The 16,319-nt window shown below is 57.7% G+C and carries 16 protein-coding genes; 14 read left to right on the forward strand and 2 right to left on the reverse strand.

Going from position 1 to position 16,319, the window contains the following annotated elements; all coding sequences use genetic code 11:
• From DMP06_RS08470 to folB, 10 genes are all read left to right on the forward strand, one after another.
• Positions 1-846 (forward strand): dimethyl sulfoxide reductase anchor subunit family protein, encoded by an 846-nt coding sequence (locus tag DMP06_RS08470; RefSeq protein WP_123209311.1) that lies wholly within the window; start codon positions 1-3, stop codon positions 844-846.
• Between the two features lie 1,204 nt (positions 847-2,050).
• Positions 2,051-3,043: a dimethyl sulfoxide reductase anchor subunit family protein gene (locus DMP06_RS08475; protein WP_123209312.1), complete on the forward strand. Its 993-nt coding sequence runs from the start codon at positions 2,051-2,053 to the stop codon at positions 3,041-3,043.
• A 357-nt stretch (positions 3,044-3,400) separates the two neighbouring features.
• Positions 3,401-4,309 (forward strand): LysR family transcriptional regulator, encoded by a 909-nt coding sequence (locus DMP06_RS08480; protein ID WP_123209313.1) that lies wholly within the window; start codon positions 3,401-3,403, stop codon positions 4,307-4,309.
• 261 nt (positions 4,310-4,570) lie between these two features.
• Entirely contained in the window at positions 4,571-5,005 is a 435-nt protein-coding gene (locus DMP06_RS08485) for a hypothetical protein (protein ID WP_123209314.1), read from the forward strand.
• A 431-nt stretch (positions 5,006-5,436) separates the two neighbouring features.
• Positions 5,437-6,264, forward strand: coding sequence for a transporter substrate-binding domain-containing protein (locus DMP06_RS08490; RefSeq protein WP_123209315.1), 828 nt, complete (start codon positions 5,437-5,439; stop codon positions 6,262-6,264).
• Between the two features lie 14 nt (positions 6,265-6,278).
• Complete coding sequence (locus tag DMP06_RS08495; protein ID WP_123209316.1) at positions 6,279-9,368, forward strand: mechanosensitive ion channel domain-containing protein; 3,090 nt, start codon at positions 6,279-6,281, stop codon at positions 9,366-9,368.
• A gap of 305 nt (positions 9,369-9,673) precedes the next feature.
• A complete protein-coding gene (locus tag DMP06_RS11435; protein WP_161957871.1) occupies positions 9,674-9,844 on the forward strand; it encodes a hypothetical protein in 171 nt (56 codons plus the stop codon).
• 162 nt (positions 9,845-10,006) lie between these two features.
• A complete protein-coding gene (folE, locus tag DMP06_RS08500) occupies positions 10,007-10,567 on the forward strand; it encodes a GTP cyclohydrolase I FolE (RefSeq protein ID WP_123209317.1) in 561 nt (186 codons plus the stop codon).
• A 115-nt stretch (positions 10,568-10,682) separates the two neighbouring features.
• Positions 10,683-11,339, forward strand: a complete 657-nt coding sequence (locus tag DMP06_RS08505; RefSeq protein ID WP_245962441.1) for an HD domain-containing protein — start codon at positions 10,683-10,685, stop codon at positions 11,337-11,339.
• A 13-nt stretch (positions 11,340-11,352) separates the two neighbouring features.
• Entirely contained in the window at positions 11,353-11,715 is a 363-nt protein-coding gene (folB, locus tag DMP06_RS08510; RefSeq protein ID WP_123209318.1) for a dihydroneopterin aldolase, read from the forward strand.
• 64 nt (positions 11,716-11,779) lie between these two features.
• Here the strand turns inward: folB and DMP06_RS08515 are convergent, their stop codons facing one another.
• The gene (locus DMP06_RS08515; protein WP_123209319.1) at positions 11,780-12,034 is read right to left on the reverse strand and encodes a hypothetical protein; all 255 of its coding nucleotides are present in this window, start codon (positions 12,032-12,034) and stop codon (positions 11,780-11,782) included.
• 131 nt (positions 12,035-12,165) lie between these two features.
• Here DMP06_RS08515 and DMP06_RS08520 point away from each other — a divergent pair, with 131 nt between their 5' ends.
• Positions 12,166-12,393, forward strand: a complete 228-nt coding sequence (locus tag DMP06_RS08520) for a helix-turn-helix domain-containing protein (protein WP_123209320.1) — start codon at positions 12,166-12,168, stop codon at positions 12,391-12,393.
• On the opposite strand, the gene DMP06_RS08525 is transcribed toward DMP06_RS08520, so the two are convergent.
• Positions 12,361-13,299 (reverse strand): LysR family transcriptional regulator, encoded by a 939-nt coding sequence (locus DMP06_RS08525; RefSeq protein ID WP_161957872.1) that lies wholly within the window; start codon positions 13,297-13,299, stop codon positions 12,361-12,363. The two genes, DMP06_RS08520 and DMP06_RS08525, sit on opposite strands and share 33 nt — an antisense overlap.
• 260 nt (positions 13,300-13,559) lie before the next feature.
• Here DMP06_RS08525 and DMP06_RS08530 point away from each other — a divergent pair, with 260 nt between their 5' ends.
• The 3 genes from DMP06_RS08530 to DMP06_RS08540 all read left to right on the forward strand — a co-directional run bounded on the left by DMP06_RS08530 (position 13,560) and on the right by DMP06_RS08540 (position 15,833).
• Entirely contained in the window at positions 13,560-14,795 is a 1,236-nt protein-coding gene (locus DMP06_RS08530; protein ID WP_161957873.1) for a radical SAM/SPASM domain-containing protein, read from the forward strand.
• Positions 14,796-15,052: 257 nt separating this feature from the next.
• A complete protein-coding gene (locus DMP06_RS08535; RefSeq protein ID WP_123209323.1) occupies positions 15,053-15,607 on the forward strand; it encodes a hypothetical protein in 555 nt (184 codons plus the stop codon).
• A 7-nt stretch (positions 15,608-15,614) separates the two neighbouring features.
• Positions 15,615-15,833 carry a helix-turn-helix domain-containing protein gene (locus DMP06_RS08540; protein WP_123209324.1) on the forward strand — a complete coding sequence of 73 codons (219 nt, stop codon included), beginning with the start codon at positions 15,615-15,617 and terminating at the stop codon, positions 15,831-15,833.
• The last annotated feature ends 486 nt before the right edge of the window (positions 15,834-16,319 follow it).

Raw genomic sequence — 16,319 nt, forward strand, 5'->3', positions numbered from 1 at the left:
ATGGGCAACGGATTCTCCGAAGCCGCTCTGGCGGTATTTACCACCCTTGCCCCGATGGGTGCCTGTGCGTTCATTGTTCTGTGCGCGGCGTGCTTCAAGGGTGCGTTCGAAGGCGCCGCAGGGCGCGCGCTCGACAAGGCGGCGTTTTTGCCTCTTGCCGTGGTCGCCGTCGGATTCATCGGCGCGTTTTTCCACCTGGCCAATCCGCTGAATGCGTTCTTCGTGTTCATGGGCGTGGGAAGCTCCCCGCTATCCAACGAGGTCACGGTGGGCGTGGTGTTCTTCGTGCTGGCAGCCGTGTATTGCATCCTCGCCGTTGCCGGAAAGCTTTCCGCCGGGGCGCGTAAGGGCCTGCTTGCGGCGGTGAGCGTGATGGCGGTTGCGTTTGCCGTATTCTGCGGCCTGGCTTACACCATGTACACCATTCCCACGTGGAATACGCCTGCTTCCGTCGTGCAGATGCTGGGTTACGGCCTGCTGGGCGGCGGTGTGCTGGGTCTGCTCACGCTCGCGCTTGCCGATGTCGAGGTCGCTCGCGAAAACGCGATGGCGGGCGCCGCTCTGAGCATTGCTGGACTGGTGATTGGTGTTGCCGGGTTCGCGTGGCAGGTGGTTACCTCCCAGTCTGTCTCCAACATTTGGGGAGCCGCTGTTGACCAGGTTCCTGCTATCTGGGGCATGGTTGCTGCGCTCGCTGTGTGCGGTGTTGTGGGCGCGGCCGTGGCGGGCGCCTCGCGTAAAAAGCCCGTTCCCGCTGCGCTCGCCCTGGCGGTTGTAGTGGTTGCCGTGGGCGTGTTCTTCGCTCGCATCGGGTTTTACGGCCTGTATATGTCGGTGGCGCTCTAGAGCGGTTGTGCATCGAGGCCCCTTTGAGGGTGCTGCTCGGGGTTCTTCGAGGGCCCTCAAGGGTTTTCAAAGGTCCTCAAGGGGTCCAATCGAGGACGTCACCAGGGTGTTGCCTGATGCTTAGAAGAATTGCATAAGTCGACAGACCATCAAGGGCTGGCTCCGGAGCTTCTCTGGAGCCAGCTTTTTGCCGGGATCAACCTTTGGTCCCAGGCCGCCTTCGACGTGGGGTCACCGTTGCCCTGGGGGTCAACCTTTGGCCCGGGATCGTCGTTGGCGCGAGGCCGCCGTTGGTCCGGGGTCATCTTTGATTCGGGGTTTGCTCCCCGATTCCGGCCCCGTCCAGCTTCTTGTTCCAAGATCAACCTTTTGGCTGGAGTTGGTCTTTTAGTTCGGAATCTACTTCTCTTGATTTGGGATCGCTTTTTGACTTAAGGCCGGTCTTCCGGTTCAGCTAGGGACTTTTGCCTTGGGATTAGTCTTCTGACTTGGGCGCCCCCGATTAGGGGGTCCTCGAGTTCGATGCCGATGTTTTGGCTCGGGCGGTTCGCCAGGGCTCGGTCGTCTTCCTATTCTGCTGCAGTGCCAAATATTTGAAGTATGTAATCCAGATAAGTCTAAAAATAAGGTAAGTCTGCCAATTGTTCGAAGTATGTAACCCTGGTGCATGTAAATTTTGTCCAAACGACAAGCCTGTGGAGCCGGACGAGAGTCCGCTAGTCCATTCGTCGTTTGACTAAAGAGGGTTTTCCCAGGTCGGGTATGGCTCATCCCTTTCGACTTTGTTTTTACGGCAGGACATTTATGTCAAAATGGATTACATACTTCGAATAATTGGCACTCGTGCGGTGTCGAAACGCTTTTTTGGATAACATACTTGGAAAAACTGCCTTAACTCCTGTATTTGTGGACATATGGCTCTCGTGGGCATGCTGGTGCGTAACTATGCGAGCATGGTGATGCGTGAGTTGGGCGGGCGTGCTGGCGAGTGGGCGGACGAGCGTGCTGGTGAGTGGGCTGCGCAGGCATGACGGCGCATGAGCCGTGCGAGCAAACTGATGCGTGATCCGTGCGAGCGTGTCGGTGTGTGAGATGCGCGAGTTGCGCTGTGCGATTGCATTCATGTTGTGGTTGTTTGGGATGGGCGACTGTTGGGATTGTGCGACCGCCGGTTGTGCGCTTTCAACATGGTAGGATAGTGCGTATGGAAATGGCGTTCAGCGAAATATCGTTGGTGGTGTTTACGGCGATTGCCCCTGCCGGTGCGGTAGGGTACATCGTCATGGCGCTCGTTGCTCGTTTTTCGCATGACGCGAAGGCGGGGGAGCGATCTGACCGTTTTCTAGTGATTCCGCTCTTGCTGGCGCTTGTGGGGCTCATTGCCTCGGCAACGCATCTAGGCACGCCGGCGAACGCGCTCTACGTGATCACGGGCCTCGGGCGTTCGCCCCTTTCGAACGAGGTCGCATCCGCGGCGGCGTTTCTGGCGCTCGGCGGCGCATACTGGATTTTGGCGTTCCCTTATCGTCAGCGTACAGCGCCCAAGACCGTTTTGCTTGCGTTGAGTGTGGCCGCGGCATTGGCATTCGTGCACTTCGTTTCTCGCGCTTATGCCGTTGAGAGTATTGTGACCTGGAATAATCCCATCGCCCCACTCACGCAGTGGGCCTGCGCCATAGCGGCGGGGGCTATGACGGCGCTCACGGGATTGCGCGCCGCGCGGTTTCCGGTCGGTCGCGGGCTTGCGGTGGTGCTCATCGTCGTGTCGGCTGGCGCGGCTTTGGCATGCGCGTGTCTGTTGGCTGCCGAGCAGCAAATCGTTTCTGGTATGCGCACGGTTACGACGAACGCGGCCGATATGACCCCGCTCCTCATGGCGCAGATTGCGGCGTTTGTGATTCTTGCGGCAATCGGAATCGTATGTGCATGCGTGGACGAAAGGCGCCGAACCGGAAAGACGATCGAGGGCCATGGCAAAGCGGCCGGGACGGTGTGCGTGAGCGATGCAGGCAAGACGAAGGAGTCTTTCGACGACCAGTCCAGAGAAGGCGCTGCGGGCAAAGCCGCCAACACGGAGCCCCCGGAGGCCTCTCCGAGAACGCTGACTTTGCCTGTCATTGCAGTGCTCTTTCTGCTTGCTGCCTGCTTTGTTGTGCGATTCGCGTTCTACGCCATGTATATGACTGCGGGCGTGTAGCTTTTTCTCGCGTGGCCCGCTGGCGCTGCACCCTCCGCTCGGGCCGTGCAAGATCGACTTTTCCCGGGCAGCCGCTGAGCGGGGGTGGCCTCCACCATCGCGAGCGGTCTTCGCGCCCGTGCACCCTCCATGCGACGCTAGGCAGGAGACGGTTTTGTGCTTTGCGCGTTTTTGCTTCTTAGCAATCTGGTGGACGCCTCACCGACTTTTGCAATCCTGCCCCTTCAAAGAAAAATTGAAGCTCCCATTCTCTCCTCGGCGGAGCGTTTGCCGGCTTTACCATAGTTACCACCTACGCCCGCAGCTCGATGGCACTGCGCGCACGACTGGCAGTACGTTCGTCTAGGAAGCGCATACATGAACATAAACCAGGTGAGATATTTCGAGGCAGCTCTCGAGGAGGGAAGCTTTTCTGCCGCAGCCCGCGCGCAGTTCGTGACCGTTCAGGCAGTGTCTAAGGCCATCGCCGATTTGGAGCGCGAACTTGGCAAGCCCCTGTTCATACGCGAGAATCGATGCGTGCGCCCCACCGAATTCGGTCAAGCGTTTCACGTAAAAGCGCTGCCCGTGCTCGCGGCGTTTGAGGATTTGGAAGCGTTCGCCGAGACCTATGACGAGGATGAAGACGCAAGTCCCATGCGCATACTGCTGTGCGCGCCACCGTTTCCCAACAATGAGGTGGTGGTTCCCAATATCGCCTCGCTTTTGGGCAAGGCGGTGGGCATCAATGTGACGATGAAGCTGTCCAATTCTCGCGATGGCGTGTCGGCTTTGCTGTCTGAGCAGGTGAATGCCATCATCACCATTGGCGTGTGCGAGCATCAGGGCATTGAGTGCATACCGGTGGGAACCATGCAGACCGGCATTGCGGTGCTCGATTCGCATCCCTTGGCGAAAAGGGCCTCGGTGGGCATCGACGATTTGAACCAGTACCCCGTGCTTCTCGCGAGCGAGTTCGACGATTTTGCCCAGTCGATCATGTCCATCTATCGCGAATGCGGGCTGAAATCCGAAAGCGTGAAAGTGAGCACGAAAGATACGGATTTCGAGCTCGGCCGCTTCATGGAAGAGGGCGGATACGTGTTCTGCGCCAACATTCCGCCATTGTTCAAGGGCATAGATAATTTGGCCGTGGTGCCCATCGACCAGGATCACGTTGAGCCCGTTCCCATCTGCATCTGTGCGCTGAAGGGCAAGAATATGCCGCAGTACAAAGCGCTCGTACGCATGGCCTCCAATCCTGCCGTGCTCATGTCCATCATGTAATGGGGCGATTCTGCGCCACGGGGCGAATCGCGTTTTGCGGCATTGCGGAGAGCGGTCAGCCTTGAAGCCATACGAAGATCTGCAGCGCAAAGATGCGCGACGTCCTTCTCGCTGAATCTTTTTCGAGGTCATGCGGGGCTTTTGCCTGCTGGGCAATGAGGGCGTCGCAGGCTTCAACATTTGGTTGAATTATTGACCACGCGAAATGGTTCTGTGATGCTATGCCAGTTTTTATCATCCTCTAAAGAAAGTGAGTTCTTTATGTCTGGTGCACGCAAAGCGCTCAAAGTCATGTCGATTCTGACCATCGTCATGGCAATCATTCAGATCGTTACCGCTGCTCTGATCGTATTCGGCTCGTCGTTCATGGTGGGCATGCAGGAGGCCGAGCTCAACGGCTCTACGGTCGACGTGGGCGTCGCGCTTATGGGCGTGGGCGTCATGGCGCTGGTTTCGAGCGTCGTTTCCCTGATCGTGGGTATCCTGGGCGTGCGCGGTGCGAACGACCCCAGCAAGATCGGCCCCTACAAGGTCATTGCCATCATCGGCTTGGCGCTGTGCGTCATCCAGGCGGCTGCATCCCTGTTCACCGGCCAGATTGCTTCCTTCGGCATCAGCGGCGTGCTTTCCCTTGTGTTTATGGCCGTGCTCGTGTTCCTGGCCTTCAAGATCGAGAAAGAAGGCATGCAGGCCTAAATCCGCTCTGCATGCGGGCGGTGTTGTCAATGCGTGGCTATGAATGTGCTGGGCGTTAAAGTTGCCTCCGTATGCGGACGAATGAAAGCGATAGCGCAAGGACTGGTTTTTCGGCGGCACACCTCATGCAGGCAATGGAAAGGCGTGTACCAGCTCTGGGTTCGCGCCTTCCGGGTGCGGTTAAGCGATTCGGCCACAAGGGTCGTTCTCATGATGGACGCCTCAATTGACCAGGATGAACCGCGATTGATTCAACATTCAAATAATTATTGATGCAAAGTTTTCCTCGGTTTTTACAGGGGCATCTCCATCATAATCCTCTCTTTACGGAGTGAAGCACGAATGGCGCAACGCTTCGTCTGTCCGGCGCTTTTGCGCCGGATTTTTATGTGCATGGCATAAGTTCCAATGAAGATGAACGAGAGGATGCGATGGGGAAGAAGAGCAAGCTTGTAGCTGCTGCCCTGGTATTTGCCGTGGCGGCGTTTTCGCTCGTCTGCATGGCGGGCTGCAGCGCGGATAGCCAGGAGGAGGCGTCATCGGGCGCTGGCACGCTTCGCGTGGGGGTGCGCGACGACATCATGAATTTCAGCTATCTGAACGATCAGACCGGCAAACATTACGGCTTGGAGGTCGATATCGCCAACGAGATGGCGAAGCGCTTGGGCTATGCCGATGTCGAGTTCGTGAGCGTCACGCCTGATTCCCGCAAAGACATGCTTCTCAACGGCGGAGTGGACTGCCTGGTCGCCTGCTACTCTATCGCCGATTCCCGTCTCGAGAACTTCGACTTCTCGCCTGCGTACTACACCGACCGCGCCATCGTCATGGTCGAAAATAGCTCGCTGATCACCGATGTGGAGCAGCTCGAGGGCAAAACCGTAGGCATCATGTCGGGCTCTAATGCCGGTCCGGTTTTTGCCACCAAGATGTATGAGCTGGGAGTCATCGGCCCCGATGTGGTTGAGAACACCGACGAATACACCCAATACCAGGGCATTCTCGTGAAGAAGATCGCCACGTACGAGGAGCTTTCAAAGGCGCTCGAAACGGGTGAGGTCGACGCCGCCGCGATGGACAACAGCATCGCGAGCACCTACATGAACGAGGATCGCTCGATTCTCGATGTGAATCTGGGCGATCAGGAATACGGCGTGGCCACGCAGAAGGATTCCGAGCTCAGCGGCAACGTAGCGAACGCCATTCAGGAAATGCTCGACGACGGCACCATCGCCGCCTACATCGATAAGTGGAACTAGGGGAGGATGCAACCATGTCTATCAGGCTCAAAATAAAGGGCGTCCTCCTCGCGCTGGTCGTGCTGGCAAGCGTGGCGATCATGGGGTTCACGCTTGTGTCCATGCAAGACGACCTCTCCATCGAATCGGCCCAGGCCGACATCCAACGCGAGATGGAGGAGCTGCCCGCGCTGCTCGAGGAGGCGGATGCCGAGACCGCGCAGAATGAGGCGACGTTCGACTCGATTTACCAGTCCAAGGCCGAAAGCATCGCCTTTATGGCGAGCCATGACACGGGCTTTGAGGCGACCAACGCCAAGATGTCTGAATACAAGGATCTTCTGGGCGTCGACAACGTGCTGGTCGTGGACCGCGACGGCGGCGTGGTGGCGCGCGCCCAGGACACGCTGGCGGATTTCTCCTACCAGCGCTATAACCTGCTGCGCACCGTGTTCGATACGGAGGGGCCTTCCGCCTCCATGGAGGTCGAGTTCGCCGATGAGGGCGTTACGATGCGCTACTATGCCGCTCGCATCGACGGCGACTCGATGGTCGTCATCGAGCAGAACCCCGCCGAGCTTGATGAGCTGGTGGCCAACACGGGATCGCTCTCGAGCGTACTCTCGGGTGTGAGCGTGGGGCAGAACGGCTACGTGTTCGCTGTGTCTGCGAAGAACTACGTTGTGGAATACCATCCCAAGGCTGAATTCATCGGCACCGATGCGCTGGATAACGGCATAAGGGTCGAGCGCCTCGAGGACGGCACGTTCACCTGGATCACGTTCGGCGGCGAGCGTTTGTACTGCGGTGTCTCCGAGATCGGCGACAGCTACTACATCAGCGCTATCCCCGAAAGCGACATGGCCGCCTCGCGCAACCTTACGGTGGGCGTTATCCTGTTCATCTTCTTCTCGGTGGCCATGGTGGTGGCGCTTTATGGCTTCTTCGTGATGCGCGAGGATGAAAAGCGCGGCTACAACCCCGAGAATTACGTGAACATGGGGCCGCTGCGTTTCAACAAGGCTATCGGTAAAAAGGCCATCGTGCTTTCGTTCGTGGGCTTTCTCGCCGTCATGCTCGTGACGTTCTACATGCAGACGTTGTTCTCGCTTTCCGCCGAATCGGTGAGCAGCAACGAGCGGGCCGCCGATATCGAGCGTACCATCGACCGCACGAATGCCCAGGCAGACGTGCTGACAGAACAGTACAATGAGCGCTACCTGAGCAAGGCCGAAACCGCGGCGTATGCCCTGGAACAGAATAGCGCCCTGAAAAACCGCGATGACCTGCAGTCGCTCGCCGATGCGCTGCAGGTGGAGCATCTGTATGTGTTCAATTCCGAGGGCGTGCTGACTGCTACGAACTCGCCGTATTCGAACTTCACGCTGAGCGAGGATCCCGAGGACCAAAGCTACGAATTCCGCGCGCTTCTGCAGGGCGTGGAGTATATCGTGCAGGAGCCTATGCCTGAGGAGGTGTCGGGCGAGCTGCGCCAGTACATCGGCGTGACGCTGCGCGATTCCCAGGGCGAGGCAGACGGTTTCGTGCAGCTGAGCATGCGTCCCGAGCGTTTGGAGACGCTTCTTTCCAGCGTTCAGATTGATACCATCCTTGACGGCGTGAAGCTGGGACAGGGCGGGTTCGCCTTCGCGGTGAACAAGTCTGATGGCACGTTCGCCTATTACCCCGACGAGAAGCTCGTTGGCGCGAGCGCCACCGCTGCCGGATTGGACGAATCGCAGCTCAAGGGCGGATTCAGCGATTTCCTGACCGTGGATGGGGTGCGCTACTACGCGTCGTCGTTCGAAACCGGCGACTACTATGTCTACGTGGCGCAGCCCGAAAGCGAGCTTATGACCGATCGCGTGCCGCTGACCCTTGCCACGGGCGCGAACGGCATCGTGTGCCAGATTGTCATCTTCCTGCTGGTCGCGTTCGAGATTCGTCGCAAGCGCGGCGAGGTTGCGGCGGTGCAGGAGGTCGACGACGAGCCCAACCGCACGTTTGAGACCACCATGCCGAGCGGTCGCCGCGCCAAAACCGAATCGGCCGCCAGTCGCTGGATTTATCGCTCTATGAACTGGGGCGACAAGAGCGCCGAGCAGCGCGTGCTTACCGTGCTCAAGGTGCTCATGGGCATATTCGCCATCGCCGTGTGCGTGGCGGTGATATTCCAAGATCGCGTATTCCCGGAGGATTCCGTGTTCTCCTATGTGCTTTCGGGCAACTGGGAGTTCGGTCTGAACGTGTTCGCCGTAACGGCGGCGCTCATGATCGCGTGCGTGGTGCTCACCATCACCATGATGATCCAGGCGCTGCTGCGCATGCTCGCGGGCGTGTTCGGGGCGCGCGGCGAAACCATGTGTCGCCTGATCAGCAGCTTCATCAAGTACGCGTCTATCATCGGCATGGTGTACTACTGCCTGATGCTCATCGGCATCGATACCACCACGCTGCTTGCCTCTGCCGGCATCCTCTCCATCGCCATCTCGTTTGGCGCCAAGGAGCTGGTGAGCGATATCTTGAGCGGTCTGTTCATTATCTTCGAGGGCGATTTCCGTGTGGGCGATATCATCCAGGTGGGCAGCAAGACCGGCACCGTGGTGGAGATCGGCGTGCGCACCACCAAGATCAACGACGGCAACGGCAACATCATCATCATTCGCAACAGCGAGGTGAGCGATGTGGTGAACATGACCAAGGAGCTTTCGTACGCTACGTGCGACATGGACATCGAGTACGGCGAATCGCTGGAGCGCGTGGAGAATATTCTGGAGAGCGAGTTCCCCAATATTCGTCGTCGCTTGCCCTCCATTCTGGACGGCCCGTTCTATAAGGGCGTGGTGTCGCTTGCCGACAACAGCGTGACCATTCGCGTGGTGGTGCAATGCGCCGAAACCAGCCGAGGGCAGCTTGAGCGCGACCTGCGCCGCGAGATGAAGCTCATCTTTGACGAGTATCAGATTAACATTCCGTATCCGCAGGTGGTGGTGCATCAGCCCAGGACGTTCTACAAGGCCACGCTTGCGGAGCAGCTTGCCGCCGACCGCTTCAATGACGAGCAGAAAGAAGCGGCTAGGGATATGGGCAACGAGGAATTCGACGGCGACGATGGCCGCAAGTAGTCCTTCCCGTCTGTTCTTGGACTGGCGGGATGGTAGTGCGCAGACGCTCTTTTTGGGCTTTGCGGAGCACCGCGAACGCGTCAGGTCTGGCATGCGGATGCGTTTCGGCGCACCGAGAACGCGTTAGGCCTGGCGTGCGGACGTTTCAAGCCTAGCATGTGGGGCGGCTCCAAAACGGGGCCGCCTTTGCTTTTGCCGTGCTGTTTTGCAGACGACGTTTTGCGCGGCGCGGTTCTGCTAGAATTTCAACACGCTGGTAGGTCCCGCTGTGGGGCGGCCTCTCTACGCAAAGGAGGGATCGCCTTATGAATATTGTTGACGTTGTCGACATCGTTCTTGAAACTCTGGCTGCTCTGGCGGCCTTGGCCACGATTCTTGGATTCGTCCTGGATGAATGGCGACACTGGAGAAATAACCGCAAGCGGGATGGTTCATGGAAGAAAAATAGCCGGGAGCATTCCCGGCTATCTCAGTAATAACCACTGGGCCGCCCCGCATCTCTAAGTAGCTTTACCCCAGTTACTTCAGGGGCTTACCAGCGATATAAGCGCATTGTAGCATACGGAGGCAGTGCTCTGCAGCGGTTCGCGCCCTGCACGAAATCTTCTTCGTGCGCGGTGTATAGATGGGATGATTCGATGTTTGACCAGGAAAAAATTCAACAAGCCACACGCCTCTTGCTCGAGGCCATAGGCGAGGACCCGCAGCGCGAAGGGCTGCTTGATACCCCCGCTCGCGTGGCGCGCATGTATGAGGAGATTTGCGGAGGCATGCAGCAAGATGCCGCCGAGCACCTGTCCACTACGTTCGAGGCGTCCGAAGCCGGCATGGTGGTGGAGCGAGACATTCCGTTCTACTCATTGTGCGAGCATCATCTGCTTCCGTTTTTCGGGCGCGCGCACATCGCCTACCTTCCCAGCGGGCGCGTGGCCGGGCTTTCCAAGCTGGCGCGCACTGTAGAGGTGTTCGCGCGCCGATTGCAGCTTCAAGAGCGCCTGAGCGCTCAGGTGGCGGATGCTCTGATGGAGCACCTGGGGGCAAAAGGCGTTATCGTGATGATGGAGGCGGAGCACATGTGCATGTCTATGCGCGGTGTGTGCAAGCCTGGCACGCAAACGGTTACGCTGGTCAAGCGCGGCGCGTTCGAGCAGGATCCCGCGCTGGTGGACGAATTCTTCCGCATGGTGGGGCAGCGTTAGCGGGCGTGCCTCATAGGGTGAGCCGCTTGATGCATTCTGCAAAACGTTACACAGGATCGGCGATTGTGCCGGTGGGTGCGTCGAGTTGGCTCCGATGAGAGAAAGGGTTGCGGCTATGGATGACGTGGAACGTGAAGGCTTCGCATCGGAAGAAGGCGGAGAGAATCCTCCTCACGACACCGCATCTGAAGCGACCTTCGTGCGCGCTGAAGTGGTGTCGCCGTCTCTCAAACGTGCCTCCGATGTGGCGGCCGAACGTCCGCATGATGGGTTCGCGGCGATTGCGCCTATGCCTGAAGTGGAGGCTATCCGCACGCATCGCTTGTTCGCGGAATGGTACGGGCGCCTTGAGGCCGCCGAGGCCGACCGCGAGTTTTGTCGCCACCAGATGACTCATCTGCTGGACGTGGCCCGCATCGCCTACATTCGTGTGCTCGAGCGGGGTCTGCCGTTCCGCAAGGAGGTTGTGTATGCCGCGGCGCTGCTGCATGACGTCGGCAAAGCGGCTCAGTATGAGGATGGGGAGCCGCATGAGGTGGCCGGCGCGCGCATCGCTCAGGAAATCCTTCTGGATGTGGAAGGGTTTGATCCGCGCGAAAAGACGATGATCGTTGCCGCTGTGGCGCAGCATAGGCGCTGGTCGGATGCGTCAACGCCGCTCGGCAAGCTGCTCTACGAGGCCGATAAGGCGTCGCGCCCCTGCTTTGTCTGCTCCGCGCGCGAAGCGTGCGCATGGTCCGATGAGCGCAAGAATATGGGAATCGGAATCTAGGGGGGAGGCCGCAATGGACCAGATCCGCATCGTCGATCTTGAGGTGTTCGCCAACCACGGGGTGTATCCCGAGGAGAATGCCCTTGGACAGAAGTTTCTCGTAAGCGCAACGTTGCATGCCGATTTGAGCCGTGCGTGCGAGACCGATTGCCTGGAATACTCGGTGAATTACGGCGAGGTGTGCCATCTCATCGATCGCGCCATGAAAGAGGAGACGTTCGACTTGATCGAACGCGTTGCCCAGATGCTCGTCGATGCCATTCTCGAGGCGTATCCGGCCGTGGAGCGCGTCGATATCGAGGTGAAAAAGCCCTGGGCGCCCATCGGCTTGCCATTATCGTATGCGTCGGTGGCTATTTCGCGGTCGCGCGCATAGCGACGTTCCTCGCTTGACGTAACGCAGCGTTACGTTGCTAGGGTGGGCGTGTGAGCAAGCGGGACTACTCGTTTTGGAACCTTCGCGCTTCCGCCGTCGACTCCTTGCCGTCGTTCGCCACGGCGCCTTCCATCAGGGGCTCAAGCGCAAGGCGGCGTGCATAGTAGCGGCAGTCTACTTCCTGGAAAATCCTGGCTTTCATGGCATCGAGGTCATTGAGGGATTCGGCGTGCGCAAAGAGCACGTCGGCTTTCTCGAGGAGTTCGAAGAGCGTTGCGACGTCGTGCGCGCTCGAGATTTCGGCGGCGTTTTCCTGCATGCTTCCTCCTGTGTTTGCGTGTTTCCCCGGAGGGATCTCCATGCCTACCTGCGCTTTATTCTTTCTGAATTCGCAAAAGTACACATATAGTTCCCCTTTGAGTGTACTCTAATGCATAGGCTTTGTCCCCTATGGACGAGCTAACGCGAAAATTTGGCATCAGGCTGAAACGGCTTCGCACTGAGTCGCATCTGACTCAGGAACAGCTTGCGCTCATGATCGGTGTGAGCAAGAAGTACGTGTCCAATATTGAAAACGGTCGGGGCAACCCCACGCTCACTACTATCGAGAAATTTGCTCGCGGGCTGGATGTGACCGCTTCGGAGCTACTTGATGGGGTCGATTCCAAGACCTCTTGATTGGAGTTTGCGCATCCTTTCGCCAAATGTTGCCAAGTAGGCGGCAAGACGCTCGGAAAGTGCGCTCGTCTCGTTGGGCCGCTCGACATAGCATACCGGCAGGACGATTCTCTCGCGCGGCGCAATATCTTTGATTACGGAATCGGGAGCTATCTGCCTGATTGAGGAATGATCGGCCACGAAAATGATCCCGCCGTCTTGCAGGAATCTCGGCTCGTCGCCCGCCCTTACATCGACGAAGTTCGGAAGCACCTGCGCCTCGTCGAAGGCACGGGCGACGACTTTATAGCACGTGCCGATGTCGATGGGTCGCGCGATGGGGTATTGGGCGATGGTGCGCAGCGAAAGGTGCCCATAGGCCTTTGAGGCGAAATTGTGCGATTTGGATATCGCGACCCTGAGCGGGAAAGAAAAGAGCCTTCGGCTTCGTAAGTCGCCTTCGTAAATCGGACCGATGACCACGGCGGCGTCGAACATGCCGCTTCGCATCGCTTCGAGGCATGCTCCGTTGGAGCTGGAGAGAATCTTCAGATCGATATTGGGGTACTCCTGCGTGAATTGGTCAAAAAGCGCCGGAGCGAGCCACCCGCAGCGAAATGGGAACGATGCCATGACCAGATTGAACTCGGCATCCTCGAGCGAGTCGGCCGAGTGTTCATGGGCTATATCGTAAATCCTGTTTATATATGATATGGCTTCGACAACGGGCTCGTAAAGCTTCTTGCCTAGCAGGGTGGGGCGATAGCTGCGACCGGCCGGCTCAAACAGCTCGACGCCTAGCTCGTTTTCAAGAAGATGAACGGCCCTTTCGATTGCGGGCGCGGTAACGTATACCTTCTTGGAGGCGGCGAGGAAGCTGCCTGCTTCTATCGTTGCGGCAAAGTATTCGAGCTGGTTGAGATACATGAATGCGGCTCCTGTTGGATACTGTGCTGTCATCGGAATTTGTCGTTTATCGACAAATATTTGTTGATAAACGACAAATTCAGACGATTATAGAGCGACCGCAAAGTATTTATGCCAACTGCAAAGCCATACTTTGCGGTCGTCGGCCCATGTGTGGACATAATGAGAAGGGGTGGGTGCTTTGCGCGCCGATTGGCGCCGTTTGGTCTCGCCGTCGCGTCATGCGGGAGCTAGGACTGAAGGATGCAAGGGGAGGGTGTATGCAGTTTCATGACGGCGTGATACGTGCGACGTTTGCAGGGGTGCCGCTTGTGGGCAATCTTGAAAACGGGCACGTGATAGGCCTCGATCCTGAGGGCGATCGGCTGTGTGGCGAGCTTCTTGCGGGCGAGGTTTCGCGGGATGAGGCATGTGCGCGCAATGCCGTTCTGGTGGAACATCTCGAACAGCGTGGCTTCTTCGAGCACCGGCAGCCGCTAGGCATCACTCACGCATACGTTCATGTGACGCAACGGTGCAATCTACGCTGCAAAGGGTGCTATTCGCTTGATGCCGCCCGTAATGCGGTTGACGATCCGCTGCTTTGCGATGTGAAACGGGTGTTGTCCAAGCTTGCTTCTGCAGGAGTGAGCCGTGTGGTGATTTCGGGTGGAGAGCCGTTCATGCGAGCGGATTTGCCCGAAATTCTTGCGCATGCCAAGCGCGAATGCGGGGTTGAGCGCATTGAGGTGCTTACCAATGGGACGTGCATCTCAGACGATTGCATTGCCAGGATTGCGGGTTGTGTGGACCACATCTCCATCTCGCTTGACGTTCCCTCGGCCGATCAAGCGTCATGCGTGCGTGGATACGACCGCTTGCCCGTGCTGCTTGACGCTGTAAAGCGCGCGCAGAAAGCGGGCATATCTGTGAGCATCAAAGCGACGATGCACCGCAAGAACGCGGGTGATTTAGATGCGTACGCCGCCTTGGCGAACGAACTGGGCTGCGGCGTTGATTACAGCCTGCTCACTTGCCCGCCGGGCGGATGCGATGCCGATCTGCTGCCCGACGATGAGGCTCTCAGGCGGTTGGCGCAATCGCTGGTCGCACTGAATAGGAACGACATGCTTGACGAGTTGAGGAGGGGTTCTATAGGGGTTCGTGCGAAAGGGTCCTGCAAGGCGGCCGTCAACCTGGTCAGCGTGGCCTACGATGGCGAAGTGTATCCGTGCCACATGCTTCATCGCGAGGGACTTTCTATGGGGAATCTGTTTCGCGATGAGGTAAAAACCATCGAAAAGAGCCCCGTCAGGCGCGCATTTCTTAAGTTTACCGCGGATGACGTGGGGGAGTGCCAAGGGTGCTCGTACAAGTGGTTTTGCGGAGGAGGCTGCCAGGCTCGCACCTTTGATGGTGCGGATGTACGGGCGCGGCGCAGGGATGATTATTGCGTTCTGATGAAAGAGTATTTCGGCTTATACGAGTCGATGCTTGAAGAAGTTCTGGCTCGCTAGCGAGCCGAGGGCGCTTCTCGAGCGAGCTGCCAAGCCTGTCTCGTGAAAGCGGCAGGTTCGTTTCGTGGGAGCTACAGGTTCATTTCGGGCGAGCCATCAAGCCTGCCTCGTGAGAGCCACAACCGAAAGGAGAAAACCATGTTGTTCTGCACCGAACTATTCGAAGGCAATCCGCGCGCATGCATCTATATCGGGCCAGCGGGAATGCCTTGCTTAATGATTGGATAGCCATCGCTTATGACTTTAGAGGGGTTTGATTGAATGAGATCGATGCCATTGAGGCTTCCTCGGTGAAAGTGCAAAGAGTCTCGAGGGTCTTGCACTCTGGATTCGCGGCAATTTATTATTTCTCAACGATATGCTTCATCTTCCTAATTGTCGCAATGGCTGCCTGGGGTATTTCGGATTTGGAATCAGGGATACTTGTGCCATTCTGCATGTCACTTGCCAAGGTGATATTTGAGGCGGTCGTCGCTCTTTTTCTTATCGGAGTTGCGAAAAGCGTATTTGGATCCATAGGAATGGGGCTGTCCCCGTTTTCGACCGTTATTGCAAAACGTCTTCGGATTGCAGCGCTACTAATGGTTATCCATGCTGTTTTTTCATTAATAATATCTCCGGCATTTATGAGCATTGCCGGTTTAGGAGAGGCTGCAATTGGAGTGGCAATTGGCTCGGCACCATCAGAGGCAACTGCACGCTTTATCCCTATCAACGTGGGTGATATCGTGCTTGCCGTTGTGCTGTTTTGTGCCGCGCTTATTGTGGAGTATGGAAGTCTGCTTCAACAATTGTCCGATGACACGCTATAACGTAGCCATGGCTATAGTTATACATCTCGATCGCCTCATGGCAGAGAAGAAGGTCTCTCTCAACGAGCTCTCCGAGAGGGTCGGCATCTCCGTCTCCAACCTCTCCAAGATGAAGACGGGCAAAATTCGGGCGGTTCGCTTTTCAACGCTTGAGGCAATCTGCACCGAGCTCGACTGCCAGCCAGGCGACCTCATCGAATGCACGACTAAGAGAGACGTACATTAGAGGCGTGAGAAACGTTCGAAACGGGCGGTTCCCCTGTGGGAGCCGCCCGTTTGCATTTCGGGGTCATGATTGACGCGCTCGGGGCGAAGCGTCGCCCGAGGTGCGGCTTGACTAGGGAACGGCATTTACTGGGGTGTTCCTATGGTTTTATCAATAGGCTTTGGGGAGGGGCGTTTCCTTAGCCGCTGCCGAGCGGGTCGGGCCGGAAGGGGTATTGCCGACGCATTAGTATGGCCCCGGTGAGGGTCTTGGGCAGCTTGCTGCCCGAAGGGACGGCACGACTCACTATGCCACCGGTATAAAAATCGCGTTATCTGCGAACTTTTCGGGGACCATTTCCAAAAACGGCGTTATATGTGGGAACGCGTCGGCTCATGGAGAGGGTCCATGGAAGGAAGTGCGATTTTGACCTGGGGTTTTCGTGAGCCGGTTACGATCCGGGCCCGGATTTCGGCGGATCCGGCGCCGTCTGCTCGCGCATGTAAC

The organism is Slackia equolifaciens (assembly GCF_003725995.1).
In the GTDB taxonomy this organism is placed as follows: Bacteria; Actinomycetota; Coriobacteriia; order Coriobacteriales; family Eggerthellaceae; genus Slackia; species Slackia equolifaciens.

Bases quoted from the DNA above. Each gene is read 5' to 3' on its own strand.
- folE (WP_123209317.1), top strand. From the start codon at position 10,007: ATGTTTGACCAGGAAAAAATTCAACAAGCCACACGCCTCTTGCTCGAG.
- DMP06_RS08505 (WP_245962441.1), top strand. From the start codon at position 10,683: ATGGATGACGTGGAACGTGAAGGCTTCGCATCGGAAGAAGGCGGAGAG.
- DMP06_RS08485 (WP_123209314.1), top strand. From the start codon at position 4,571: ATGTCTGGTGCACGCAAAGCGCTCAAAGTCATGTCGATTCTGACCATC.
- DMP06_RS08495 (WP_123209316.1), top strand. From the start codon at position 6,279: ATGTCTATCAGGCTCAAAATAAAGGGCGTCCTCCTCGCGCTGGTCGTG.
- DMP06_RS08470 (WP_123209311.1), top strand. From the start codon at position 1: ATGGGCAACGGATTCTCCGAAGCCGCTCTGGCGGTATTTACCACCCTT.
- DMP06_RS08475 (WP_123209312.1), top strand. From the start codon at position 2,051: ATGGAAATGGCGTTCAGCGAAATATCGTTGGTGGTGTTTACGGCGATT.
- DMP06_RS08530 (WP_161957873.1), top strand. From the start codon at position 13,560: ATGCAGTTTCATGACGGCGTGATACGTGCGACGTTTGCAGGGGTGCCG.
- DMP06_RS08540 (WP_123209324.1), top strand. From the start codon at position 15,615: ATGGCTATAGTTATACATCTCGATCGCCTCATGGCAGAGAAGAAGGTC.
- DMP06_RS08525 (WP_161957872.1), bottom strand. From the start codon at position 13,299: ATGTATCTCAACCAGCTCGAATACTTTGCCGCAACGATAGAAGCAGGC.
- DMP06_RS08520 (WP_123209320.1), top strand. From the start codon at position 12,166: ATGGACGAGCTAACGCGAAAATTTGGCATCAGGCTGAAACGGCTTCGC.
- DMP06_RS08480 (WP_123209313.1), top strand. From the start codon at position 3,401: ATGAACATAAACCAGGTGAGATATTTCGAGGCAGCTCTCGAGGAGGGA.
- DMP06_RS08515 (WP_123209319.1), bottom strand. From the start codon at position 12,034: ATGCAGGAAAACGCCGCCGAAATCTCGAGCGCGCACGACGTCGCAACG.
- folB (WP_123209318.1), top strand. From the start codon at position 11,353: ATGGACCAGATCCGCATCGTCGATCTTGAGGTGTTCGCCAACCACGGG.
- DMP06_RS11435 (WP_161957871.1), top strand. From the start codon at position 9,674: ATGAATATTGTTGACGTTGTCGACATCGTTCTTGAAACTCTGGCTGCT.
- DMP06_RS08490 (WP_123209315.1), top strand. From the start codon at position 5,437: ATGGGGAAGAAGAGCAAGCTTGTAGCTGCTGCCCTGGTATTTGCCGTG.